Here is a 24967-nt window from a genome sequence, read left to right on the forward strand (position 1 = left end):
TCAGAGGCTCAGGCGGGTCGAAACCACGTCCCACACCGACTCGAACACCAGGTCAGGCGTGCCGTTGGCGTCGATCACGGCGCAACGCCCCGGCTCCTTCTGGGCGATCGCCAGAAATCCGGCCCGCAGACGCTCATGAAAATCCAGCCCCTTGGACTCAAATCGCGCCGCGCCGCCGCGTGACGCCGCACGATCGAGGCCAATCGTGGCGGGAATATCAAAGATCAGGGTCAGATCCGGAATGGAGCCTGACAGGACGTGATCCTCAAGCGCCGCGATCAGGGAAGCCGGGGCATCTCCGCCAGCGCCTTGATAGGCGCGAGTGGAGTCAGCGAAGCGGTCGCATAGCACCATCGCTCCGCGATCCAGGGCCGGGCGGATCACCCGCTCCAGATGATCCCGGCGGGCGGCGTACATCAGAAGCGTTTCTGTCACGGGCGACCAGCGGTCGGCGTCGCCGTTCACCAGAAGGTCGCGGATCGTCTCGGCGCCAGGGCTGCCGCCCGGTTCGCGGGTCAGCACAACGTCAAAGCCGGCCGCTGTCAGGCGGTCGGCCAAGCGACGGATCTGGGTCGACTTTCCAGCCCCCTCCCCGCCTTCAAAACTGATGAATGATCCGCGCATCACCCGCCTCAATTCGGCCGGATCGCGTCGATTGTCCAGTGGCCTCGCGACACCCCATCAGGGACGCAGGACGGTGGCCCCGGAATAGCCCAGCGCCGCCACGCGATCCCGCAGAGACCAGGCCTGGAGCTCATCCTCGCCGGCCGAAACGGTGACGCGATAAAGCGTGCCGCTAGCGCGCTCAAGCGGTTCAATTGTCGCCCGTCCTGCGGTCTTCAGCTGCGCCACGGCGCGCTCGGCGTTCTCGCGGCTGGAGAAGGATCCGGCCTGGACCTTGAAGGCAGCCTGCCGCGCGGGAATGATCTGGGTGGGGATCGGCGGCGGCTCTGCGGGCCAGACCGGCTCAGCATCCTGCCTTGGCGGCTCCCGGCGCGGCGGAGGTGGAGGCGGCGCGGGCGCCTGGGCATACTGGCGCCCATCAAATGACGATTTCGGCGCTGGGCCTATATAGCGCACCCGCACCCGGGCCACACCCTGACGACGATAGCCAAGCTGATCGGCGGCGGCGCGCGACAGGTCGATAACGCGATCACCCACGAACGGGCCGCGATCATTGACACGCAGCACCATCCTGCGGCCGTTATCGAGATTGGTCACCTCGACCAGGCTGGGCAACGGCAAGGTCTTGTGCGCCGCCGAGACGGCGTCCATGTCGAAGATCTCGCCGTTGGCCGTGCGGCGGTTGTGGAACTGCTCGCCGTACCAGGAGCCAATACCCTTGACGTCATAGTCAGGGTCGGCCTGGGGATAATACCAGATCCCCTTGATCTGATAGGGCTTCTCGGTTCCTCTCAAGGGCTTTCCGGATGGCGACACCATGGGTCCGCGCGGCGAAGACGACACGTGCCTGTTGCTGTCGATCCTGGTGTCCAGGCGCGGCTTTGGCGTGGAACAGGCGGCCAGGCTAGCGGCCGCCATAGCCACCAGGCCGGCGCTCCTCAGGACGCGCCAAAGATGCTGATCCACAACCATGCTGACGTCTTTCCGACGCGGGCGAGCCCTTCCGAACTTTCAGCATGCATCAGTTGTTTTGCAGTCTGGTTAAGGCGGGGGCGCGCTGATATAGCCGCCGCTCCGGACAGATGGCCGAGTGGTTTAAGGCAGCGGTCTTGAAAACCGCCGTAGGTGAAAGTCTACCGTGGGTTCGAATCCCACTCTGTCCGCCACACCCTCCCCGCCGCGCTGGACCCGCAGGATCTGGCGCGGCGGAAGTCCAGGATTCCAATGTCTACAGCTCGCACCGCGTTCTACGGCCTGGCCGATCACGATCTGGCGCCTGTCGCCGCAGACGCGATCCAGGTCTCTCCCATGGTGATCGGAGCAACGGATCTGGCTTCGATCCCGGATCAATCACTGGAGGCTTTCGCGATTCGCGCGCCGGCCGGTGTGGTCGAGCGCCGGTTCGTTCTTGCCCATGCGCTACGGACCCTGGCCATCGACGGCCGCCTGACGGCGTTCGGGCCCAAGGATCGCGGCGGACTGCGACTGAAAAAGGAGCTTGAGGCCTTCGGTTGCGTGGTCGGCGAAAGCTCCAAGAAACACAATCGCATCTGCGTCGCGCTTCGCCCCGCTGAACCCGTCGGGCTTGAAGCCGCCATCGAGGCGGGAGCGCCGCGCCGCGCCTCCGACGACCTGTGGACGCAGCCAGGCGTCTTCAGTTGGGATCGGCTGGATCCCGGCACCGATCTGCTCCTGAAAACCTTGCCGCCGCTTTCCGGCGTAGGCGCCGATTTCGGCTGCGGCATCGGCTGGCTGGCCCGCAGCGTTCTGGCCTCGCCCAAGGTCACCAAACTGACGCTGGTCGATCTGGATCGCCGGGCCATCGACGCAGCCTGCCGCAATATCGAAGACCCGCGTGCGGAGTTCGTCTGGGACGATGTCCGCCAGGCCGCCACATCGTTGGACAAGCTTGACTTCGTCGTCACCAATCCGCCGTTCCATGAAACCGGCGGCGAGGATCGCTCACTGGGGCAGGCCTTCATCAAGACAGCCGCCGCCAGCCTGCGCAAAGGCGGCGACCTCTGGCTGGTGGCCAATCGCCACCTTCCCTACGAAGCGATCCTGAACGAGCATTTCGCCAAGGTCCGGCTGGCCGGCGAGACCAACGGCTACAAGGTCTACGAGGCCCGCAAGTGACCAAGGCCCTGATGGCGCGGCTGGACAGGCTGCTGGCCAATCTGGGCTATGGCAGCCGAAAGGACGTCCAAGCGCTGATCTCCAGCGGCAAGGTCGTGCTAGACGGAAAGATTCTGAAGGACGTCGGGACCAAGGTCGCCGTCACCCCTGATCTCCCGGAACGCATGACCATCCGGGGCGCGCCGGTCGATCCGCCCGCGCCACTGGTGCTGCTGATGCACAAGCCACTGGGCGTGGTCTGCTCGCACAAGGAAGACGGGGAGCGCATCTATGACCTGCTTCCCCGTCGCTGGCGCATTCGGGATCCGGGCCTCTCGACCGTGGGACGGCTCGACAAGGACACTTCCGGCCTGATTCTGATTACCGATGATGGCGACTATCTGCATCGGGTGATCTCGCCCAAACGTCATGTGCCCAAGACCTATCTGGCGACGCTCGACCGCCCCTTGAGTGGGCTGGAGGGCGCGCTGTTCGCTGCGGGCGAACTGATGCTGGACGGCGAGGAAAAGCCCCTGCTGCCGGCGGACCTGGTTGTGATCGATCCCCATCATGCTCGCCTGACCATTACAGAGGGTCGCTACCATCAGGTGCGGCGCATGTTTGCGGCCGTCGGCAACCATGTGGTCGAGCTCCACAGGGAGCGGATCGGTGCTCTGGTCCTGCCCGCCGACCTTGAACCGGGACAGCACCGGATCCTGACTGCCGACGAGGCCGAGCGGGTCTTTGGTGATGAGTAATCCCGTCCTCGTCGACGCCCGGGGACATCGCTGCCCCGTGCCGACCCTGCGCCTGAGGCGGGCCCTGGAAGCTGCGCCGGCGGGCAGTGAGGTGCGACTGATCGCCGATGATCCGCTGGCGCGTATCGACGTTCCACACTTTGCCGCCAGTATCGGCGCGACGGTTGTCGCGATCACCGATGAAGACGCCGGGGCGATCAGCTTTCTGGTGCTGAAGGCGTCTTGAGCGTTACGCCTCGCGGTCCCTCAACAAGGGCGCGGGGACGTTCATCCAGAGCGATCTCCACCTCAGTGGCCAGGGCACCGCCCAGGAAGATGGCGTTCACGCTCCACGACAGCCAGATCAGGAAAATGATCACCGCCGAGATCGAGCCGTAGGTGGCGCCCAGCTGGGCGACCTTATCGACATAGAAGGCGCTGGCGGAGGACATGAACAGGCAAAGGACCGCCGCGGCGACGCCGCCCGCAGTCGACGCCCGCCAGCCGACAGGCGCGCGCGACATGGCGTAGCGGTAGATCAGCGTCATGCCGATCACGACGCCCAGGCTGGCCCAGGTCCACTCGCTCTGGACCCACGGAACGCCCTCGAGCGGGCGCAGATGAAGCGCGCTTCCGAGCAGCCGGAAGATCAGAAAAATGCCGGACATCACGAACAACAGACCAAAGGCGGCGATCAGCACGAACAGGGCCATAAGGTTGAAGCCGACGAATCCGCGCTGGTCTTCCTCGTCATGAATGAACGAGAGACCGGCCAACAGGGCCTTGAAGCCGCGATGGGCGGCATAGGCGCCGATGACCAGGACGACCGCGCTCTGGGCCGAAACGGCCTGTTCGGGTGCGTGGGCGATGCGGGTGAGTTCGCTCTCGAACATCGCTCGCGCGCCCGACGGCATCAGTTCGGCAAGGTTTTCCGCCTGGGCGGCGGCCTGCTGCTGCGTCAGCAGAAGGCTGTAGAGGCCGATGAGAATCGCCAGGCCGGGAAAGACCGCAAGCAGGGCGAAGAACGATACGCCGCCGACATACAGCATGACATCGCGCCCCCAGATCCGAGCCAGGGCAAGGCCAAGAACGCGCAGGACCTCGCGGGCCCAGTGAATCGGGTCCAGATCCAGATCGCGCCATCGGATGGGTTGGGGGTCTTGCATCGGCCGGAACCTGCCCGCGCTCTTCTCCCGGCGCAACCCCGCGGCCGCAACGACAAAGACGCGCCGCCTCAGGGAAGGCGACGCGTCTCCGCAGGACAAGCCTGAAACCGAACGCCACATCGAGGGACGGATGGCGCAACGCCCGGTACCTGATCAAACTAGGGACCGGCGGCTGAACCGACGCTGAACGACGACAATAGCCTGGCAGACAGCTTTCAGAGTGCGCCGGTGGTCTTCAGGTTTGCGATCGCCTCGGCGGAAAAGCCCCAGTCCGCCAGTGCGGTGTCGTTGTCGCCCCCAACCGAGGGCGGAGGACCCTGTATCTTTCCCGGTGTGGCCGAGAAACGCGGCGCGGGCGCAGGCTGCACCACGCCAGCCACCTCGACGAAGGTTTCTCGAGCCGCGTTGTGAGGGTGCGCAGGCGCTTCCGCCATCGACAGGACCGGCGCGAAACAGACGTCCGTGCCATCCATCAGGTCGCACCATTCATCGCGAGTCTTGGTGCGGATCACGGCGGCGAGCTTGTCTCGCAGCTCCGGCCACTCCTCGCGGCTCATCTGGTGCTGGAACTGCGGATCGGTGATGCCGGTCTTTTCCAGCAGCAGCAGATAGAACTGTGGCTCGATCGATCCGATCGAGATCCAGCCACCGTCGCGGCATTGATAGGTGTCATAGAAGTGCGCGCCGCCGTCGAGCAGATTGGACCGGCGTCCCTCACTCCACATGCCGCCCGCCTTGAAACCGTAGAACATGGCCATCAGCGAGGCTGCGCCATCACTCATGGCGCAGTCGATCGTCTGGCCCTGCCCCGTCGCCCGGGCATGGATCACGCCGGCCAGCAGGCCAAACGCCAGATAGAGCGCGCCGCCGCCGAAGTCGCCGACCAGGTTCAGGGGCGGGACCGGCTTTTCCGTCGTGCCAATGGCGTCCAGCGCCCCGGTGATGGCGATGTAGTTCATGTCGTGGCCGGCAGCCTTGGCGTAAGGACCAAACTGCCCCCATCCGGTCATGCGGCCGTAGACGAGCTTGGGATTGCGCGCCAGCGCCACATCCGGGCCAAGGCCCAGGCGCTCCATGACGCCCGGCCGGAAGCCCTCGATCAGGCCATCAGCGCTTTCAAGCAGTTTTAGACACGTCTCGATGGAGGCGGGATTTTTCAGGTCCAGCGCCACAGACCGGCGACCGCGCGCGGTGACATCGGCCGGCGATCCCCCTCGTCCCTGCCCCTTCCGGTCGATCCGGATCACGTCAGCGCCAAGGTCGGACAGCAGCATGCCGCAGAACGGACCGGGACCGATGCCCGCGAACTCCACGATCTTCAGTCCTGAAAGTGGCCCCTGGCCCATGGTGGTCTCCTCATCGACTCTTCGGCGCAGCCGTTGGATCGACTAGAAAGGTCCTGACGTTCGGTCATGCAAGCGGCTGTTGGCGCCAGGGCTCGGAGATCACGTGTGGGGCGACATCGCGCATGGCGATTGTCCAAAAGCAATTTGACCACACCGGCGCGACGTTGCGTCCCTATCACCCGTGAACGCCTCTGCTATGTTGCGTCGTCGAATCCCGACGGTCGAGTGCGGCCGGCGTTAGTTGGATTTCGGGCGGAGGTAGAGTGTGGCGGTTGACGCCCGAATCTTGATCGTGGCGCGCGACGACCTGCGCGCCGGCCCCCTGGCTGAGGGGCTGGACCGGCTTGGCTGGCGGACCATCACCGCGCGTGGGCCCTATGCCGCCCTCGCAGCGCTTGGTGACCTGCCGATCGAGGCCGTGATCGTCGACCTAGCCAGCGCGGGTCCCGACACCCAGTCGCTCGCCCGTCGCTTGAAGGCTGCCGTCGCGCCGCGCCGCCTGCCCGTGATCGCCATCGGCGAACTCGACGGCGGACAGCAGAGCCAGGCCTTCGACCTGACGCTTTCGCCGCCGCTGCATCCGTCCCAGGCGGCCCTGCGTCTGGAGTCTCTGGTTCGTACAGCTATCGCCGAAGAGGAGTTCGAGTTGCGGCTCGAAACCTTCGGCGAGCGCGGTCGCCGGATGGACCTGCCGGAACCCCAGCCCTCGCCATTCCGCATCCTGGCGGTCGGTGAGCCAGCCCCGCAGTTCCTTGCGCTTTCCAACGCCCTCAAGCGCAGCGGCGCCGAGGTCGTGGGCGCCTTCACGGCCTACACGGCGTTCGACTACCTCCACGAGCGGGCCTTCGATTCCGTCGTGCTGTGGGCCGGCGACAACCAGCAGGAAGCCCTATCGATCGCGGCCGGTATGCGTCGCAACACGCGCCTCTTCCACATTCCGGCCATGCTGTATCTGAAGGCCGAAAGCTATGTGACCATGTCGGAGGCCTTCCACCGGGGCGTTTCCGACGTCGCGTCGCCGGAGACGCCGGAGGTCGAAACCGCGCGCCGGGTGATGGAACTGGCCAGAAACTACAGGCGTGGCGAGTCGATCCGCGGGGCGCTGGAAAAGGCCCGCAGTTCGGGCCTGATGGACGCCGCCACCGGCCTCTTCACGCGCGATCTGTTCGCCGCCCACCTGGCGCGCCTGACGGCCGCTGCGCGGGAGCGCTCCCGTCCGTTGTCCATCTGCGTCCTGCGGGTCGCCGACAAGCCCGAGACCGTCTGGGCGCGTCAGAATGGCTGGCTGGACCGCGCCATACCCCAGATCGGCTCGATGGTCGGCCGCCTTGTCCGCGTCGAGGACACCGCCGCCCGCCTGGCGCCGGAGGTCTTCGCCCTGGCCCTGCCCGCCACCAACCAGGACGCCGCGCGCGCTGCGGCCGAGCGGATCGCCGCGGTCATAGGCTGCACCGCCTTTGACGCCGGCGAGGACCGGCCGCCGTTCGTCTGCGAATTCGACATCGGCGTCTCCCAGATCGAAGCCGGCGAAGGGCCGGTCAAGGCGCTGGAGCGGGCCGCCGCCCGGGCCCTGCAGCGCGAAGCCAGCTGAGACCCGCGATGAACCAGCCGATGATCGTGGACGTTGTCGCCGACGTCGTCTGTCCATGGTGCTATCTGGGCTGGCGGCGCGTGAAGGCTGCGATGGCTCTCCGACCCGATATCGAGGCCAAGCTGATCTGGCGGCCCTATCAGCTGGACCCTACGCTTCCCGAGGAAGGCGTCGACCGCAAGGCCTATATGGCCAGCAAGTTCAAGGATCCGGAACGCCTGAAGGCCGTGCACGAGGCCCTGGTCTCTGGCGGCGCCGATGACGGAATTACCTTCAATTTCGCCGTCATCGACAGATCCCCCAATACCAACGCCGCCCATCGGTTGATCCGCTGGGCCCTGACCGCCGGCGTCCAGGACGCGGTGGTCGAGGCCCTGTTCGCCGCCTACTTCACGGAAGGCCGCGATATCGGCGACCCCATGGTGCTGGCCGATATCGCTGAAGCTGCCGGCATGGAGCGGCTGGTCGTGCTGCAGCTACTGTCCGAGGGCGCCGATCGGGAATCGGTGACCCGCGAGCATTCCATGGCGGTGCAGGGCGGCGTCACCGGCGTGCCCTATGTGATCTTCGGCGGCAAGGTCGCGGTCGTCGGGGCGGAATCGCCGGAACGGATCGCCGAAGCCATTGATCAGGCGGTGCGCGCCTAAGGCAGCCTGCCCTCTTCGGCCAGCATCTTGGCCGCGATGTCAAACCCCGCCCAAGCTGCCCCGGCCAGAGCGGCGCCCACGCTCACCCGGCGCACGCCAACGTCGGCCAGAGGCTGAACGGCCTGGCCCGGCCAAGCCATCAAGACGTTGACCGGTTTGGGTGCGACGGCCTTGACGATCTCGGCGACCGAAGCGACGTCGATCACTCCGGGAGCGTACAGGCAGTCGGCGCCGGCCTCAGCATAGGCGACAAGACGCTCGACAGTCGCCGCCAAGTCCTTGCGCCCGATCAGGAATCCCTCAGTTCGCCCCACCAGGATCACATCCTCACCACTGGCGTCGATCGCCGCTCGCGCCGCCCTGATCCGCTCTATCGCGAGCGTCGGCTCGTAGAGGTCACGGCCGATACGATCCTCGATGGACAGGCCGGCGATCCCCGTGGCGATGGCCAGCCGAACGCTTTCGGCCACCCCTTCAGTTTCATCCGCGAAACCAGCTTCGAAGTCGGCATTCACCGGCAGATCCGTCGCGCCGCAGAGCATGCTCAGATGGGCCAGCACCTGATCCCGCGTCAGCCCGCCATCGTCCTGCCCCAAGGCCCAGGCCGCCCCGGCGCTGGTGGACGCCAGAGCCTTGAAGCCAAGCCTTTCGAGACGCCTGGCGCTTCCGGCGTCCCATGGATTGGGCAGGATGAAACAGCCGTCCTCATGCAAGGTGCGAAAGGCGGCGCGGCGTGCGGCGAGTTGGGGCGACAACATCAAATCCTCCGGGAACCCGTCAGAGATAGTGCCTCATGGTGACAGTGAGTGGCAGTAGCGCTCAATGCGACCCTGACCATGGCCGCCGCCCTCGCAGCGGCTGCGCCCATACAATCCACCACGCATTGTCGCGCCGATAGAGCTCGGCTGCGCCGCCGACGGCAAAATCTTTAGCCGTAAGGACGATGCGATCGGCGCAGCCCGTCGGCATCGCGCCCGAAAAATCTCCCCGAAGAACAATGATCTCCGCGCCGGAGCAGAGATCTCCGAGCGCCTGCGCCGAGATCTCCTTGCGGCTCCACGACAGGGCGACGGCGACCGGCGCGTCGCTCTGGGGCCGGCAGGCATAGGCCGAACACGTAAACCCACGCGTCTCGCCGATCGCCAGACCCCGTCGACGCGCCCACAGTTCAGCGCCGAAGCGGCGGTTGTCCGGCCGCAGGAGGACGGCCTCCTTGCCTTGCCGAACAGCGGCCGTGGCGCCGTCGGCGGCGATCCAGACGTCAGGCGCCGGAGGGCGAGGCCAAAGAGCGACAGCCAGCGCCAAGGGTGCGCCGAGCCAGCGTAGTCGTCCGCTCCAGAGACAAAGAATCATCAAACCCAGGAACGCGACAACCAGGGTGAACGGCGGCGCGCTGGCGACCACGGCCTGGCCGCCAATCGACTCGAATTTTCGGGCTACATCGACCATCGCCTCAACGCCCCAGCCGGCGATCAACAGGAAGGGCGCGCCCCAGCCGACACTTTCCAGCGCCGTGCCCAGGGCCAGGAACGGCATGATCACGAAGGACGATAGCGGCGCGACGATGAGATTGGCCGGCAAACCCCAGATGGCCACACGGTTGAAATGCTGCATGGCGAAGGGACCAGTCGCCAGCCCGGCGACAAAGCTCGCGCCAACGCTGACGGCCAGCCAGGCGCCGACGGCCTGGACCGCCCGGATCGGCCAGGGCACCGAAATCTCGCGCATCGGCCTTGGCCAGGCTTCGGCCAGAGCGATCAGGGCCGTGGTGGCTGCGAACGACATCTGAAACCCGGGCGCAGCGGCCGCTTCAGGCTGCAGCGCCAGGATGATCAGCGCTGCCAGGGCCAGGCCGTGCAGGGTTACGGCCTGGCGGTCGAAAAGAATGGCGGCGAAGGCCACGCTGGCCGTGATCGCCGCGCGCTCGGCCGGCGGCGGCGCGCCGGAGATGACCAGATAGATCGCTACGGCCGTCAGGCCCGCCACAGCAGCGATCTTCTTGCCCGGAGCGCGCAGAGCCAGCCAGGGCCAGGCCGCGATTCCCAGCCGGGTCAGACCGAACACGAAGCCGCCGACGATGGCCATGTGCAGGCCCGATATCGAAAGAATGTGGGCCAACCCCGAGGCGCGCATCGCCTCGGTCTGTTCTGGCGTGATCCAGGTCTCGTGGCCGGTGACCATGGCCGCGCCGATCCCGCCACTATCAGTTCCCATGTGCGCGACGATCCGCTCGGCCAGGCGCCAGCGGAAGACGTTGACAGCCATGGTGACCCGCAATCGCCAGGGCGGCGGATCCAGATGCGTCTCTCTGATATCGCCGAGCGAGAAACCGACCGCCCCGACGGCGTTGAACCAGGCGTCACGAGCGAAATCATAGGAACCGGGCGCGGCCGGAGGCGGCGGGGGCCCGAGAATGGCGCGCAGTCGCACAGCATCGCCCGGCTGCGGCAAGTCGATGGCGTCGACCGTCACCCGGACCCGGTTTGGCGTCTCGGCCGGCGTGAGGCCGCCAATGGCGACCGGAGCGATCAGCAATCGAGGTCCGCCCGCGCCTGGACTGACGACATCGACCACGAAGCCCTCCAGGCGACGCGGCGCGCGCTCGCCGTCGATGACCGGCGCGGCGACCCTGTCGCTGCGAATCTTCGCCGCGAGTCCCCCCGCCATCGCAAAGGCGAACAGGGCGAGCAAGACGATCAAGATCCGGAGCGAGGATCGGCAGCGCCACCACAGCATGACGCTGATCAGGGTCAGAAAGGCCAATGGCGGGAGCGAGGGCTCGAAAGGCGCTTGAAGATAGGCCGCCGCGCCCAAGCCGAACCAGACCGGACTCCACAGGAACCAGCGATCCAGATTGGCGCTCATCTCATCGCGCAGGACGCGGAACATTGTCGGCGGACTAGGCCATGCGCGAAGCGCCGTGCTAAGACGCGCCGCCCAAGCCGCGCCACGGCGCGCGTTCCCGGCCGTCTCGGCGGCGTCTTGCCTTTCAGCATTGAGTTCGATGTCGAACCCCTCCTCCACCGACCGCGCCGTGGTCACGCGCTTCGCCCCCTCGCCCACCGGCTTCCTGCATATCGGCGGCGCACGCACAGCGCTGTTCAACTGGTTATATGCACGCCATACGGGTGGAAAGTTCCTTCTTCGCGTTGAAGACACCGATCGCGAGCGTTCGACCGAACCCGCAGTGGCCGCGATCTTCGAGGGCCTGGACTGGCTGGGCCTGAAATCCGACGAAGAGCCGGTGTTCCAGCACACCCGCGCGCCGCGCCACGCCGAGGTGGTTCAGCAGCTTCTGGAGCGCGGCCGCGCCTATCGCTGCTGGATGACGGTCCAGGAACTGGAAGTCGCCCGCGAAAAGGCCCGCGCTGAAGGCCACGCGATCCGCTCGCCCTGGCGCGACGCGCCGCCGCCGGCCGATCCGTCGGCGCCGCACGTCATCCGCTTCAAGGGCCCCGCCGACGGCGAGACCCTGGTCGACGATCTGGTCAAGGGTCCGGTGACGTTCAAGAACACCGATCTCGACGACCTCGTCCTGCTGCGGGCCGACGGCGCGCCGACCTACAATCTCGCCGTGGTGGTCGACGACCACGACATGGGCGTCACCCACGTGATCCGGGGCGACGACCACCTCAACAACGCCGCCCGCCAGACCCTGATCTATCAGGCGATGGACTGGGACCTGCCGGCCTTCGCCCACATCCCGCTGATTCACGGTCCGGACGGCGCCAAGCTGTCCAAGCGCCACGGCGCCCAGGCCGTCGGCGAGTTCGCGGACATGGGCTACATCCCCGAGGGCCTGCGCAACTATCTGGCCCGGCTTGGCTGGGGCCACGGCGACGACGAGGTTTTCAACGACGCCCAGGCGATCGAATGGTTCGACGTCAAGGACGTGGTCAAGGCGCCGGCGCGCCTGGACTGGGCCAAGCTCAATCACATCAACAGCCAGCACCTGCGCGTCGCCGATGACAGCCGTCTGGCCGACCTTGTCCTGAAGGCGCTGATCGCCCAGGGCGCCAGCTTGCCCACAGACGCGGCCGCTCGCCTGCTGGCGGTCGTTCCCCAGGTCAAGGAAGGCGCCAAGACCATCCTGGAGCTGGCGGAACACTGCGCATTCGCGCTGAAAATGCGCCCGTTCGCGCTTGAGGAAAAAACCGCCAAGCAACTGAACGAAGAAACAGTCGAGCGCCTGCGCCGCCTGCGCGATCGCCTGGCCCAGAACCCGGAATGGGACGTGGAAGAGCTGGGAACGCTGTTGAAATCCTTCGCGGAATCCGAAGGTGTCGGCTTTGGCAAATTCGGCCCGTCGCTGCGCGGCATTCTAACGGGCGGGTCACAAGCGCCCGACCTGAACAAGATCATGACCGCCATCGGTCGCGAGGAGACTCTCGGCCGTCTTGACGACGCGCTAGCTGTGCGCGCATGAGGCGCTATAACGCACTCGCGAAATGAAACTTGGACTGCTCGTTCCATCGATGAAGGGGTTTCCCGCATGACCGATAAAGCCACACTGACGATCGGCGACAAGAGCTACGATCTGCCGATCCTCAAGGGCAGCACCGGTCCGGACGTCGTCGATGTCCGGAAGTTCTACGGCGACAGCGACCACTTCACGTTCGATCCGGGCTTCACCTCGACCGCGTCCTGCGAGAGCAAGATCACCTATATCGACGGCGACGCCGGCATTTTGCTGCACCGCGGCTATCCGATCGACCAACTGGCCGAGAAGTCCTCGTTCCTGGAAGTCTGCCACCTGCTGCTGAACGGCGAACTGCCCACGGCCGAAGAGGCCACCAAGTTCGAGCACAACATCACCTACCACACGATGTTGCACGCCCAGTTCGACAGCTTTTTCCAGGGCTTCCGCCGCGACGCTCACCCGATGGCGATCATGACCGGCGCCGTCGGCGCCCTGTCGGCCTTCTATGCCGACAGCCTGAACGTCGATGATCCCAAGCAACGCGAGATCAGCGCCCATCGCCTGATCGCCAAGATGCCGACCATCGCCGCGCGCGCCTTCCAGTACAGCGTCGGCCGTCCGTTCGTGACGCCGCGCAACGAACTGTCCTATTCGGAAAACTTCCTGCGCATGTGCTTCTCGGTGCCGGCCGAGGACTGGGTCCCCAACCCCGTCCTGACGCGCGCCATGGACCGCATCTTCATCCTGCACGCCGACCACGAGCAGAACGCCTCGACCTCGACCGTCCGTCTGGCCGGTTCGTCGGGCGCTCACCCGTTCGCCTGTATCGCCGCCGGCATCGCCTGCCTGTGGGGCCCGTCGCATGGCGGCGCCAACCAGGAAGCCCTCGAGATGCTCGAGGAAATCGGCACGGTCGAGAACATCCCCGCCTATGTGCAGGGCGTGAAGGACAAGAAGTACAAGCTGATGGGCTTTGGCCACCGCGTGTACAAGAACTTCGACCCACGCGCCAAGGTCATGCAGAAGACCTGCTACGAGGTCCTGGAACAGCTGGGCATCAACGATCCCCTGCTGCAGGTGGCCATGGAGCTGGAAAAGGTCGCCCTCAGCGACCCCTACTTCATCGACCGCAAGCTGTACCCGAACATCGACTTCTATTCGGGCATCACCCTGCGCGCGATGGGCTTCCCGACCAACATGTTCACCGTGCTGTTCGCCCTGGCCCGCACCGTTGGCTGGATCAGCCAGTGGAAGGAAATGTTCGAGGATCCCGCGCGCAAGATCGGCCGTCCGCGTCAGCTCTACACCGGCGCGACGCAGCGCGATTACACGCCGCTCGAAAAGCGCGGCTAAGCCGTCGATCCAGACTGATCCGGCGAGACCGATCCGGAGAGGCCCCGTCGCAAGGCGGGGCCTTTTCCTTGCCCGTTACGGCTTGAGCAGGAAGCTGAGGATCTCGGCGACTGCGCGATAAAGCGCTTCAGGGATCTCCTCATCGATCTCGATGGTCGACAGGGCCTGGGCCAGAGCCGGGTTGTCTTCGATGGGGACGCCATGCTCTCGCGCCGTCTCGACAATCTTCTCGCCAAGCCAGCCCTGACCTGAAGCGACGACCCTGGGCGTATCGGCGCCCTCGTAAAGCAAGGCGACAGCGATCTTGCCGGGACCGCGCGCGCCGCCGACAGGCCCGGTCATGACGCCCGATCCACGAAGCGGCCTGGCGCGGTCACAGCGACCGTCGGGGCGCCCGCATGGAAGGCGACCTCTGGCGACAGCTCGGCCTCGCGAAGCGCGGTGCTCAAAGCCGCCTCCCCCGCCTGAAGCCGGGCCACGGCTTCCGGTCGTTCGGCCCACAGACCCACCCGCGCGCAGGCGCCCGTGAGGGCGATCTGGATATGGACCGGCCCCAGCGGCTCCACATCCAGCGAGAAACGGGCGCGCCAGGTTTTTTCGATCTCGCGCCCGGAATCGGATCCGCCGCCTCCGCCATCCCGGCTGATTTCGAACTGCGCCACCGCGAAGCCTTGAGCGGTCTGGAACGGCAGGTCGAACACCCAGCGCGACGTCTTGATCTCGGTGATCCGCTCCGCCTCACCGCGCGACTCCGGCAGCGAAGCGATCTGCGACAGCTCCTGGCGCGCGATGGCGCCATCGACGCTCTTCAACAGACGCCGCGCCAGTTCGGCCGGCGGCAGATCTCCGGGAAGATGCGAACGGACGGCCGCCTGGGCGGCTGTGGGACCACCCGCGTAGGGCGGCGGCGGCGGCCCAGAAGGTGGGCGCGATGACACCGCGAGCCCGGAGTGGCGGGCGGCTGCCTCTGCCTCGTTGTTCTCCGCTGGCAAAGGCGGGGCGACGACCTCGTCCTCGATCAGTCCCACCATCAGGAATGGACGCGGCGCCGGAGCCGGAGCCGGAGCCGGAGCAACGCGAGGCTGCGCGGCCGGAAGCGTCGCTTCGGAGGCGTTCTGGTCGAGCCTTGGCGTCGCTTCGTTCTTCGCAATCGTAGCAAGGGGATCTGAAGCCGGAGGCAGAGCCGGCGCGGCATTCAATCCTGGTGGGGCGCGATACGGTTGCGCGATGGGGGCGGAAACCGGACCCTGAACCGAGGCGACCGAGCCGCTTGGCGTATAGGTCGCGCCGACACTGGGGCCAGACCGCTGCGCTGCGGTGGGTTCGCCGGAAGAGGAAGGGACCCGAGACCCGCCGGGCTCGGCCCCGGGCGTCTTGGCCAGCCACGTCGAAACCACGGCGCGAAACACCAGCAGCGCCGCTTTCATGTCCCCGGTGGCGGCGGGAACCGATGACTGTGCGGCCAGCGCGGCCCGCGCCAGCCGGGCCTCCATGAAGACGCCAGAATCCTCGAAGGCATTGCGAACCAGCGTGGATGTCATGGGTTGCTGGGTGGGAACGGCGCCTTCAAGCAAGGCCTTGGCCGCCTGCCGCACCGTTTCGGGTGTATCCGGTCTAATGACCGTCGCCTCGATGTCCGCCATCATCGGCGCCAAGCCGGATTGGACCGGCGCCGCCCGAGCCGCAGCCGATCGCACAGCCGCGGCCATCCGGTCGCTGGCGGAGGGCTCCGCCGAAGGCGGGGATGGCGCGATCAGGTGTCCGCCACCCGGTGCGTCGATACTGGCGTCGGAGACGGGGGGCGTGGCCGCGCCAGACGGCCCCTGAGCCTCCGCGTGCGCTGCGCCCACGATCTGGCCAAGGGTCGATGTGCTGTTGGCCACGGCGGCGCGCGCAAGCGCGGACAAGGCCGCCGCCACCTCTGGCGAGCTCCCCGTGGCGCGAGCGGGCGTGATGGGAACTGCGGGCGCTGCCGGATCGATCGCCAAAACTGGTCTCCAGTCTTACGGGTCACGAGAGGCAGAATAGTCCGAGTCCGTCTCGACACCCAGTCGTTCCAGACGGTCAACGGCGAGGCCCGCAGCGCTGCCGGGCCGCGTCAGGTCGCTGGCCGCACCTTGGCGAGGAAAGCCAGCAAGGCTTCGGCTGCGGCCTCCGACGGGTCAGGCATTCCCCGCCCCATTCGCTCGAGCGCGGCGCTCTGCTCGGCGATCTGCCGCGCGCGCTGATCGGCGTTGTCCAGTCGAACAGCGATGGCCTTTTCGAGCGCCTCGCCCTGCAGGGCTTTCTGCAGATATTCCGGGGCCACAGCCTTGCCGGCCGCGATATTGAACAGGGTTACCCAGCGCGGCTTGAACAGCAGCTTCAGCAGGCCATAGGTCACCGAGCCGGTGCGGTAGCCCACGACCATCGGACAACCGGCCAGCGCAAGCTCGGTCGTCACCGTGCCGCTGCAGGCCAGAGCGACGGTTCCAGCGACCATGGCGTCATCCTTCAGCGCCTCGTCCTCGATCACATGCGCTCGGAACGGCCATCCGGCCACGCGCGCCTTCACGGCGGCCGTGACGGTGGAGGCGGCCGGGACGACCACGGCAAGATTCGGGCGATCGGCTTTCAGCCTGCGCACGGCGTCTTCAAAGACCGGCATCACGCGCTCGATCTCTGACGGGCGACTGCCGGGCAAGACCAGCAGGATCTCCTGGTCAGCCGCAGCGCCTATGGCAGCGCGCAGCCGGGCCGGATCGGCCTGGCTGAAATCCTTGGCCAGGGCGGAATTGCCGACGAACACGCTCTCCAGACCGGCCCTGTCGAAGAACGGCTTATCCATCGGCTGGATCGACAGCAGCAGGTCAACGGCCTTGGCCAAAGCCCTCGCCCGGCCGGGCCGATAGGCCCAGACCTGGGGCGCAACATATTTCACCAGAGGCAGCGCGGGGCTCTGTCGACGCAGGGCCTGAGCGAGCCGGATATTGAAGCCCCAGGAGTCGATCAGGACGGCCACATCGGGCTTTTCCCGCTCCGCGAGCGCCAGAGTGTCTTTCAGTCGCGCCATGGCCCTGGGATAGGCTCTGAGGCTCTCGACGATGCCTATGATAGACAGCTGGGCGATGTCGAAGGGGCTCTGGATGCCCTCGGCGGCCATCTTGGCGCCGCCGACGCCGACGAAATTCACCGCGTCATCGCCCAGGCGCCGCTTCAGGGCCTTGGCCAGGCCAGCGCCGAGAGCGTCTCCTGAGGCCTCGGCGGCCACCAGCATGACGGTCAGCGGGCGGGTCATCCCAGACTCCCGGGCTCGACCCCCAGCACGAACAGGCCCAGATCATCGGCGCAGGCAATCACCGCAGCGCGGTCGAGCACCAGCAGGTTGCCCGCCTCGCCGACAATGCCGGCCAGACCGGCCCGCGCGGCGCGCTGCAGGGTGGCGACGCCGATGGTCGGCAGATCGACGCGGGTCTCCTGGATCGGCTTGGGAGCCTTGGCCAGCACGCCGCGACGGCGCTCCGCAGTGCCGCGAATGGCTTGGGGAAGATCGGCCACACGGCGCAGCATGGAGTCTGTGCCCTCCTGGGCCTCCACCGCCAGCACAAGGCCCTCGCAGACCACGGCGCCCTGCCCTACGTCCAGCTTGCCGATCTCGCGGGCCACCAGCAGGGCGCGCTCGATGTCGTGCTGATCCTGAGGGCGAGGCGCATGGGCGCCCAGAACGCCTGCCGGCAAGGTCATCTCGCCCCGTACCTCGTGGGCGCCCTCGATGGCGAAGCCTTCGGTTTCGAACTCATCCAGCACCCGGCGCAGCAGGGCGTCATCGCCCCGCCGAGCAGCCTGAATCAGGCCCGGAATGACCTTCACGCCGCGCAGGTCCGGCATGAGGGCCGACCAATCCGGGCGATTGACCGTGCCCGCGAAACACACAACCTCACAGCCCTGGGCCTTCAACGCCTTGAACACCTTGCCGAATTCGCCAAGCCCGACCTCCATGCCGGGATAGCGGCTCAGAGCGGCGTCAGCAAAGCTTCTGAGCCGCATCACCGCGAACGGACGCCCTGCGGCCTCGCAGTGGGCCGCCAGTTCTACGGGCAGCGCGCCCCCGCCGGCGATCAGGCCAAGCTTGCGCATGAGGACAGCCTAGACCTCGCGCTCGGGCAGGCAAAGCGGACGGTTGCTGTCGCAGCGGATGAAGTCGACGATCTCCATCACCTCGACATTGCCCGCGTGGATCTCGGCGACGTCGTCCAGGCGCTCCTGGAAGGTCCCCTCGTCGGCGAACAACAGGCGGTAGGCGGCGCGCAGGGCGTTGATCGTCTCACGCGAGAAGCCGCGACGCTTCAAGCCCACCAGGTTCAGGCCCTCGAGATGGGCGTGGTTGCCCCACACCGAGCCGTAGGGGATCACGTCCTTGGTCACCGCGGCCAGGCCGCCGATGAAGCTGTAGCGGCCGATGCGGCTGAACTGGTGAGCCGCCGCCAGGCCGCCCATAAATACGAAATCACCGATCGCGACGTGACCGCCCAGGGTCGCGCCCTTGGCCATGACCACGTGGTCGCCGACCATACAGTCGTGGGCGATGTGCGAGCCGACCATGTAGAGACCATCGGAGCCCACTGTCGTCACGCCATTGCCCGACGCGGTGCCGGTGTGCATGGTGACGTGTTCGCGGATGATGTTGCGTGGGCCGATCAGCAGCTGGGTCTTCTCGCCCTTGTGCCCCAAGTGCTGGGGCGGGCCGCCGAGGTTGGCGAACGGATGCACGACGCACCCCTCGCCGAGGGTCGTGACGCCTTCGATCACGACGTGAGACATCAGACGCACCCCGGTCGCCAGGGTCACGTCCGGTCCGACGATGCTGAACGGGCCGATTTCGACATCGGCCGCCAGCTTCGCGCCGGGATCGACGATGGCCGTTGGATGAATCTGGCTCATTTGGTCGGCGTCTCCACCACCATGGCCGCAAATTCGGCTTCGGCGGCGACCTTGTCGTTCACCTTGGCCACGCCCTTGAACTTGAAGATGGTCGAGCGCGACCGCGTTACTTCGACCTCCATGCGGATCACCTCGCCCGGGCGCACGGGATTGCGGAAGCGGGCGTTGTCGACCGACATGAAGAAGATGGTCTTGCCCTCAGTGTCGACTTCCAGCGACTTGCTCATCAGAACCGCGCCCGTTTGAGCCATGGCCTCGATGATCAGGACGCCGGGCATCACTGGATTGCCCGGGAAGTGACCCTGGAAGAAGGGCTCGTTCACCGTCACGCACTTGATGCCGACGATCGACTGATGCGGGCGATAGTCCTCGGCCCGGTCCACCAGCAGGAAGGGATAGCGATGCGGGATCCTGGCCAGGATCTCGGCGATGTCGATATTGGTTTGCGCCGGTTCGGCGACGTCTTGGCCCATACTTAGCCCCTTGTTCCCCGGCCGCCCGCCATGCGCGACAGCCATGCGGTTTCTCGGAGCCACCGCTTGAGCGGCCGCGCCGGAAACCCTGTCCATGTTTCGCCCGCAGGCACGTCCTTGAACACCGACGCCGATGCGCCGATGCTGGCTCCTGAGCCGATGGTCAAATGATCCGCAACGCCGGCCTTGCCGCCGAACGCGACGCCGTCGCCGACAACGGTGCTGCCGGAGAGCCCTGTATAGGCCGCCAGCACGCAATTGCGACCCAGACGGACGTTGTGCGCGACGTGCACCAGATTGTCGATCTTGGTGTTTTCGCCAATCGTCGTATCGGTAAAGGCGCCCCGATCAATGCAACTGTTGGCGCCGACGGTGACGCCATCCTGGATCACCACTCGACCGAGTTGAGGCAGATCGACAACGCCGCGCGGTCCGCCGGCGGCGCCGAAACCCGCCTCGCCGATCACCGCGCCGGCATGGATGCTGACCCGGTCGCCGATGATCGCAAAACCGATCACCGCATTGCCCCCGATCAGGCAGTCGCGTCCGATGGTGACGCCTGGGCCGATCACCGCGCCTGGCGATAGATATGTGCCTCTCCCGATCCTCGCCCCCTGACCGACCGTCACGCCGGGCGACAGCCTGACGCCGTCTTCCAACTGGCAATCGGGATGAATGGAGGCCGACAGTGGTTCGTGGCGACGGGGCGCATGCAGCCGCGTGGCGGCGGCCGCCCAGGCGGCCTGCGGATGAGCCGTCAACAGCGCCGCGCAACCCGGCGCGAGCATATCGCTGTGCTCGGGACGAACGAAACAGGCCCCGGCCTGGGTGGTGGCGGCGGCGTCACGACGTTTGGCGTCGGAAAAGAAACTGACGGCTCGCCCATCAGCGGCGTCGAGCGGCGCGACATGGGCGATGGAGCGAGACCCAAGACTGGCGTCGGCCAGTTCGGCCCCGCCAAGACGCGCCAGTTCCTGGAGTGACGCCGGACCCATGTCATCGAAAAATCGTGGGTCCAGCATCTCGTCCTCTCGGCGGCTGGCCCGACGCAAGGCGCGGGCCGACTCGCTTACTTCTTGGTCGGCGACAGAGCTTGAGCGCCGGCGACCGGTTGGTCCAGACGTTCGCGGTCGAAGGTCAGGGTCTTGATGCGGGCGTCAAGGGCGACCACCACAGCGTCAGTGATGTCCATGGCCGGATTGGCCAGCAGCACCGACTCGCGGTCCATCAGGATGCCGCAGGTGCGTTGCTGATAGACCTGCTTGATGGCGGGATCGAGCTCTTGATAGACGCGCGACAGCGCCTTCTGTTCGGTGGCTTCGACTTCCTTCTGGCGCAGTTGGCCCTTGCGCTGCCAGGCGTTGGCCTTGACCTGCAGGCCAGCGGCTTGCTGCTCGAGCGCGCCTTGATCCATCGTAGCCTTCTTGGCGTCCAGCGCCTTGGCTTCGTTGTCCAGCGTGGTGCGTTCGCCGGTCAGTTCGGCGTTCACCTGCGCAATGATGGTCTTCAGACGAGCATCGACGGCCTTGCCGACCGCCGAGGAGCCGACGGCGCGCTGGCTCGAGAAGATGCAGACGCCAGCAATCGGCGCGCCGTGCGAGATCGCCGGAGCGGCAGCAGGAGCCGTCTGGGCCAGGGCGCTGGTCGACATGGCGATGGCGACGACGCCCGAAGCGGCCGCGGACAGGAACTTGGAAGTCATGATCATTGGAACCTTGTGGAGGTGGAGAACCGGAACGTTTCGGTCCGGTCGTAGTCTTCCTTGGAAAGGATCTTGCTGAAGTCGAACCGGATGGGGCCCATCGGCGACTTCCAGTCGATGCTGATACCCGCAGAGGCGCGAAGGCCCAGGTTGTCGCGGATATTCGGATCGAACACGCCCGTCGAAGACTGGCGATCGACGTCATCGAGCAAGCCGGCCGTACCGAAGTCGCTGAACACCGCAGCCTTGATGCCGTATTGCTCGGGCAGAAGCGTCGGAACGGTCAACTCGAGCGTGCCGATCGCGTAGAGCTTCGCGCCCATCGAGTTGCTCTGGGTCGAGATGTCGCGCGGGCCAATACCGGCAGTCTCGAAGCCGCGGAAGTTGGTGCCGCCCTTGTAGAAGCGGTCATTGATGCGGACGTTGTCGCCGCCCCAGCCTTCGATATAGCCGGCCGAGCCCGTGGCGCTGAAGATGAAGTCCTTGTTGAAGCCCCAGTACCAGCCCCCGTCGGTCTCGGTCTTCAGGTACTTAACGTCGCCGCCAAAGCCCGCCAGATCCTGGTTCAGGTCGGCGAACCAGCCACGCGTGGGCTGGATCGGGTCATTCCGCTTATCGATCCGCAGGCCGTAGCCGACGAGCGAGGTCATGTAGGCGCCGCGCTGCAGGCAGAGGATCTGCGACACCGAGCCGCTGTTGCACAGGCCGTCAGAGACGCTCACCTCGTCGCGACGCAGCGTGTAGCGCATGCTCATCGAAGCGTTCTGGGTCAGCGGGAAGCCGATGCGAACATTGCCCCCCACCGAACGGGTGTCATAGGCGGCGTAGTCGCTGAGGTCGTAGCGGAACGAATAGACATCAACGCCGGCAACCAGGCTGCGGTTCAGGAAGCGCGGCTCAGTGAAGGCAAAATCGATCTGCTGCCGCAGTGAGCCGACGGAAATCCGTCCGCGCATGTTCTGGCCGCGACCGCGGAAGTTCCGCTCAGTAATGCCAACGTCCAGCACCAGCTTGTCGACCGAGCTGTAGCCCGCGCTGAATGAGAGCTCGCCGGTGGGCTGTTCCTCGACCTTGACGCGCAGGGCCGTGCGGTCGGGCGCGCTGCCGGGCACTTCCTCGATCTCGACTTCCTTGAAGAAGCCCAGGCGACGGATGTTGTTCTTGGAGCGGTCGACCAGCACGCGATTATAGGCGTCGCCTTCGGCCACTTCGAGTTCGCGACGCAACACGTAGTCGAGGGTGCGGGTGTTGCCGACGATGTCGATACGATCGACGTAGACGCGCGGGCCTTCGCGAACCTGGAAGACCACGTCGACCGTGTTGGTTTCGCGATTGGGCACGTAACGCGGACGCACGTCCACGAAGGCGAAGCCGGCCGCGCCGGCCGCGAAGGTCAGGGCGTCGGTCGCCTGCTCGATGCGCTCGTCTTCGTAGAGCTGACCGGTGCGGACCGGCAGGATCTGGGCCAGCAGTGTCCCATCAAGCTTCTTGAGTTCGGTCTCGACCGTGATCTTGCCGAACTTGTACTTCGGACCCTCGTCCAGGGTGTAGGTGACCGCAAAGCCGTTCTTGTCCGGCGCCAGTTCAGCCATAGACGAGACAACGCGGAAGTCGAAATAGCCACGATTGCGATAGTGCTTGCGCAGTTGTTCGCGGTCGTACTCGATCCGGTCGGGGTCGTAGTTGTCGTTGCTGGTCAGGAACTTGTACCAGTGCGACTCCTTGGTCACGATCACGTCGCGCAGATCGTTGTCCGAATACTCGGAATTGCCCAGGAAGTTGATGCCCAGCACGCCGCTCTTGGGACCTTCGTTGATCTCAAACACCAGATCGACGCGCTTTTGCGGCAGCTCCACAACCTTCGGGGTCACGGTCGCCGAAATGCGGCCCGACCGGCGATAGAGTTCGATGATGCGCTGCACATCGGCCTGAACCTTGGCGCGAGTGAAGATGCCGCGCGGACGGATCTGGACCTCGTCCTTCAGCTTGTCTTCCTTCAGGGACGAATTCCCTTCGAAGACCACCTGATTGATGATCGGGTTCTCGACGACCTTCACGATCAGATCGCCCGACAACATCTCGATCTTCACGTCGGCGAAGAGATCGGTCCGCGCCAGGGTCTTCAGCGCCAGGTCAAGACGGGCGGCGTCCACGGTGTCGCCCGGCTGGATCGGCAGATAGGACATCACTGTGCCCTGCTCGATCCGTTCGTTGCCCTGCACGACGATCCGTTGCACCACACTGGTCTGCGCCGCCTGGGCGAAAGCCGCAGCGGGCGCGACCAACGCGGTCGAACCGAAGAGAAGCGCCACACCGGTGGCGAACGCGGCGCTATGGGCGCGAATTTTGTTCATGGGACCAATCATGGACGGAAGGCGACCGCTCAAGAGAACAGCCCGCCAAAAAATTTGAAGACGCTTAGGCGCTGCAGATCATTCCAGGTCGCGAACAACATGAAACTCAGCAGCAGCGCAAGACCAACCCTGTAGCCTGCCGCCTGAAGACGCGCGCCGAGCGGTCGTCTGGCGATGGCCTCATAGGCATAGAACAGCAGATGCCCCCCGTCCAAAACGGGAATTGGCAACAGATTCATGAAGCCGACGCTGACGGAGAGGATTGCCGACAGCCAGATCAGGGCTACCGCAGAACCCAGCAGCATCGATGGGAAGTCGGTCGCACCGGCGGCGCCGGCCTGAGCCAGTTGACCCGAGGTCTTGGCGATACCGATGGGGCCGCTGATCTGTTCGGCCGAGACCTCCAGACGAATAACCCGGCCCAGATAGTAGACTGTGGTTTCCAGGACATCCCAGGTGCGGGCGACGCCGCCGACGACCGCTTCAATGGGGTTGTACCGCACCCGATGAATATCGCTGCTGGGCAGGCCGCCAGCGACCCCGAGCAGCATCCGGGCCTTCGGCTTGCCGTCCGCATCAGGCCGGGTCAGCATCGTAGGCGTCGCGACGATAGTGATCGTCTCGCCGCCCCGGTAGACTTGGAAGGCAATGGGATTGCCACCGCGCTTGGCCACATGGCGGGTAAGATCTTCAAAGCTTCCGATCGCGGCGCCATCGGCGCGCTGGATGAAATCGCCGCGTCGCAGACCAGCCTTCTCGGCAGGCGAGCCCGGCTCGACGCTGGCGATCAGCGGCGGCGCGCCAAAGCCCAGCATGCCGGCCTTCTGACTGCCGCCAAAACCATCCGAAACGTCCACGAGCGCCGGCGTCGCCACCAGTTCGAGCGTCTTGTCGTCACGTTCTATCTTGAAGCGGATCGGAACATCGCTGCGAAGCAGCGCATAGCTGTCCAGTTCGCCGAAGTTGTTCACCTTGCGGCCATCGGCCGAGATGATCACGTCGCCCTGCCGGAAGCCTGCAGCCGCAGCGGGACTGCCGGCGTTCACGCCCGTGATCACGGGGCGGCGCACGGTCTCGCCGAACACGCCCAGCAGCACAGCAAACAGCGTGATCGCCAGGACAAAATTGGCCGCAGGGCCCGCCGCGACGATGAAAGCCCGCTGCCACAAAGGCTTGAAATGCAGATAACGGTTGACCGCCTCGCTGCCTTCGCGACGTTCGATCGCAGTGCGCAGGCTGGCCAGATCCTGCTGGTCAGGAACACTCGCGGCGTTCTCATCGCCAGCGAACCGCACATAGCCGCCCAGGGGCAGCCAGCCGATCTGCCATTGGACGCCCGCGCGATCCCGCCAGGAGAAGATGGCGCGACCGAAGCCGATCGAGAATCGGTCGATCTCTACGTTGCACGCCTTGGCCGCCCAGAAGTGTCCGAGCTCGTGAACGGTCACGACCACCAGGATCACCAGCGGGAAGGCGATTATGTAGGCGGCCGCCGATTGCATGAAGCCGAGCATGTCGG

The 24967-nt window shown here is 66.0% G+C and carries 23 protein-coding genes and 1 tRNA gene; 8 read left to right on the plus strand and 16 right to left on the minus strand.

Annotated features, from left to right (window positions below):
- Both tmk and ACW17Z_RS02220 read right to left on the minus strand, forming a co-directional pair.
- Positions 1-627 carry a dTMP kinase gene (gene tmk, locus ACW17Z_RS02215; RefSeq protein ID WP_492057425.1) on the minus strand — a complete coding sequence of 209 codons (627 nt, stop codon included), beginning with the start codon at positions 625-627 and terminating at the stop codon, positions 1-3.
- Between the two features lie 54 nt (positions 628-681).
- The gene (locus tag ACW17Z_RS02220; RefSeq protein ID WP_492057426.1) at positions 682-1419 is read right to left on the minus strand and encodes a septal ring lytic transglycosylase RlpA family protein; all 738 of its coding nucleotides are present in this window, start codon (positions 1417-1419) and stop codon (positions 682-684) included.
- A 281-nt stretch (positions 1420-1700) separates the two neighbouring features.
- On the opposite strand from ACW17Z_RS02220, the gene ACW17Z_RS02225 reads away from it, so the two are divergent.
- The 4 genes from ACW17Z_RS02225 (at position 1701) to ACW17Z_RS02240 (ending at position 3723) form a co-directional block, all read left to right on the plus strand.
- Positions 1701-1790, plus strand: a tRNA-Ser gene (locus ACW17Z_RS02225).
- 58 nt (positions 1791-1848) lie between these two features.
- Positions 1849-2760 carry a class I SAM-dependent methyltransferase gene (locus ACW17Z_RS02230; protein ID WP_492057427.1) on the plus strand — a complete coding sequence of 304 codons (912 nt, stop codon included), beginning with the start codon at positions 1849-1851 and terminating at the stop codon, positions 2758-2760.
- The gene (locus tag ACW17Z_RS02235) at positions 2757-3497 is read left to right on the plus strand and encodes a pseudouridine synthase (protein ID WP_492057428.1); all 741 of its coding nucleotides are present in this window, start codon (positions 2757-2759) and stop codon (positions 3495-3497) included. The genes ACW17Z_RS02230 and ACW17Z_RS02235 overlap by 4 nt, the downstream gene beginning before the upstream one ends.
- Complete coding sequence (locus ACW17Z_RS02240; RefSeq protein WP_419317165.1) at positions 3490-3723, plus strand: sulfurtransferase TusA family protein; 234 nt, start codon at positions 3490-3492, stop codon at positions 3721-3723. The genes ACW17Z_RS02235 and ACW17Z_RS02240 overlap by 8 nt, the downstream gene beginning before the upstream one ends.
- Here the strand turns inward: ACW17Z_RS02240 and ACW17Z_RS02245 are convergent.
- Together ACW17Z_RS02245 and ACW17Z_RS02250 are read right to left on the minus strand one after the other, a co-directional pair.
- The gene (locus ACW17Z_RS02245) at positions 3695-4642 is read right to left on the minus strand and encodes a YihY/virulence factor BrkB family protein (protein WP_419317166.1); all 948 of its coding nucleotides are present in this window, start codon (positions 4640-4642) and stop codon (positions 3695-3697) included. The two genes, ACW17Z_RS02240 and ACW17Z_RS02245, sit on opposite strands and share 29 nt — an antisense overlap.
- A gap of 215 nt (positions 4643-4857) precedes the next feature.
- A complete protein-coding gene (locus ACW17Z_RS02250) occupies positions 4858-5988 on the minus strand; it encodes a CaiB/BaiF CoA transferase family protein (protein ID WP_419317167.1) in 1131 nt (376 codons plus the stop codon).
- Between the two features lie 265 nt (positions 5989-6253).
- On the opposite strand from ACW17Z_RS02250, the gene ACW17Z_RS02255 reads away from it, so the two are divergent.
- Both ACW17Z_RS02255 and ACW17Z_RS02260 read left to right on the plus strand, forming a co-directional pair.
- Positions 6254-7579: a diguanylate cyclase domain-containing protein gene (locus ACW17Z_RS02255; RefSeq protein ID WP_419317168.1), complete on the plus strand. Its 1326-nt coding sequence runs from the start codon at positions 6254-6256 to the stop codon at positions 7577-7579.
- Between the two features lie 8 nt (positions 7580-7587).
- Positions 7588-8226, plus strand: coding sequence for a DsbA family oxidoreductase (locus tag ACW17Z_RS02260; protein ID WP_492057429.1), 639 nt, complete (start codon positions 7588-7590; stop codon positions 8224-8226).
- Here the strand turns inward: ACW17Z_RS02260 and ACW17Z_RS02265 are convergent.
- Together ACW17Z_RS02265 and ACW17Z_RS02270 are read right to left on the minus strand one after the other, a co-directional pair.
- Positions 8223-8984, minus strand: a complete 762-nt coding sequence (locus ACW17Z_RS02265; protein ID WP_492057430.1) for an isocitrate lyase/PEP mutase family protein — start codon at positions 8982-8984, stop codon at positions 8223-8225. The two genes, ACW17Z_RS02260 and ACW17Z_RS02265, sit on opposite strands and share 4 nt — an antisense overlap.
- 61 nt (positions 8985-9045) lie before the next feature.
- A complete protein-coding gene (locus ACW17Z_RS02270) occupies positions 9046-11115 on the minus strand; it encodes a ComEC/Rec2 family competence protein (RefSeq protein ID WP_492057431.1) in 2070 nt (689 codons plus the stop codon).
- Between the two features lie 115 nt (positions 11116-11230).
- Here ACW17Z_RS02270 and gltX point away from each other — a divergent pair, with 115 nt between their 5' ends.
- Together gltX and gltA are read left to right on the plus strand one after the other, a co-directional pair.
- A complete protein-coding gene (gene gltX / locus ACW17Z_RS02275) occupies positions 11231-12652 on the plus strand; it encodes a glutamate--tRNA ligase (RefSeq protein WP_492057432.1) in 1422 nt (473 codons plus the stop codon).
- Between the two features lie 66 nt (positions 12653-12718).
- On the plus strand, positions 12719-13999 hold the full coding sequence (gene gltA / locus ACW17Z_RS02280) for a citrate synthase (protein WP_419255255.1): 1281 nt from the start codon (positions 12719-12721) through the stop codon (positions 13997-13999).
- Between the two features lie 75 nt (positions 14000-14074).
- Here gltA and ACW17Z_RS02285 read toward each other — a convergent pair whose 3' ends face one another.
- From ACW17Z_RS02285 to rseP, 10 genes are all read right to left on the minus strand, one after another.
- Positions 14075-14341, minus strand: a complete 267-nt coding sequence (locus ACW17Z_RS02285) for an EscU/YscU/HrcU family type III secretion system export apparatus switch protein (protein ID WP_419317174.1) — start codon at positions 14339-14341, stop codon at positions 14075-14077.
- Positions 14338-15987 (minus strand): flagellar hook-length control protein FliK, encoded by a 1650-nt coding sequence (fliK, locus tag ACW17Z_RS02290; protein ID WP_492057433.1) that lies wholly within the window; start codon positions 15985-15987, stop codon positions 14338-14340. The genes ACW17Z_RS02285 and fliK overlap by 4 nt, the downstream gene beginning before the upstream one ends.
- A 110-nt stretch (positions 15988-16097) precedes the next feature.
- Positions 16098-17276, minus strand: coding sequence for a lipid-A-disaccharide synthase (gene lpxB, locus ACW17Z_RS02295; protein WP_492057434.1), 1179 nt, complete (start codon positions 17274-17276; stop codon positions 16098-16100).
- Complete coding sequence (lpxI, locus tag ACW17Z_RS02300) at positions 17273-18115, minus strand: UDP-2,3-diacylglucosamine diphosphatase (RefSeq protein ID WP_492057435.1); 843 nt, start codon at positions 18113-18115, stop codon at positions 17273-17275. The genes lpxB and lpxI overlap by 4 nt, the downstream gene beginning before the upstream one ends.
- A 9-nt stretch (positions 18116-18124) precedes the next feature.
- Positions 18125-18919, minus strand: a complete 795-nt coding sequence (gene lpxA, locus ACW17Z_RS02305) for an acyl-ACP--UDP-N-acetylglucosamine O-acyltransferase (RefSeq protein WP_492057436.1) — start codon at positions 18917-18919, stop codon at positions 18125-18127.
- Positions 18916-19392: a 3-hydroxyacyl-ACP dehydratase FabZ gene (gene fabZ, locus ACW17Z_RS02310; RefSeq protein WP_419317179.1), complete on the minus strand. Its 477-nt coding sequence runs from the start codon at positions 19390-19392 to the stop codon at positions 18916-18918. Before fabZ ends, lpxA begins: the two co-directional genes overlap by 4 nt.
- Positions 19393-19394: 2 nt before the next feature.
- Complete coding sequence (gene lpxD / locus ACW17Z_RS02315) at positions 19395-20414, minus strand: UDP-3-O-(3-hydroxymyristoyl)glucosamine N-acyltransferase (RefSeq protein ID WP_492057437.1); 1020 nt, start codon at positions 20412-20414, stop codon at positions 19395-19397.
- Positions 20415-20461: 47 nt separating this feature from the next.
- Positions 20462-21094 carry an OmpH family outer membrane protein gene (locus ACW17Z_RS02320; protein WP_419321458.1) on the minus strand — a complete coding sequence of 211 codons (633 nt, stop codon included), beginning with the start codon at positions 21092-21094 and terminating at the stop codon, positions 20462-20464.
- Between the two features lie 2 nt (positions 21095-21096).
- The gene (gene bamA, locus ACW17Z_RS02325) at positions 21097-23460 is read right to left on the minus strand and encodes an outer membrane protein assembly factor BamA (protein ID WP_419317181.1); all 2364 of its coding nucleotides are present in this window, start codon (positions 23458-23460) and stop codon (positions 21097-21099) included.
- Positions 23461-23477: 17 nt separating this feature from the next.
- Positions 23478-24962: an RIP metalloprotease RseP gene (rseP, locus tag ACW17Z_RS02330; RefSeq protein WP_492057438.1), complete on the minus strand. Its 1485-nt coding sequence runs from the start codon at positions 24960-24962 to the stop codon at positions 23478-23480.
- Between the last annotated feature and the right edge of the window lie 5 nt (positions 24963-24967).

The sequence above is a fragment of the Caulobacter sp. GSs2 genome (assembly GCF_058680895.1).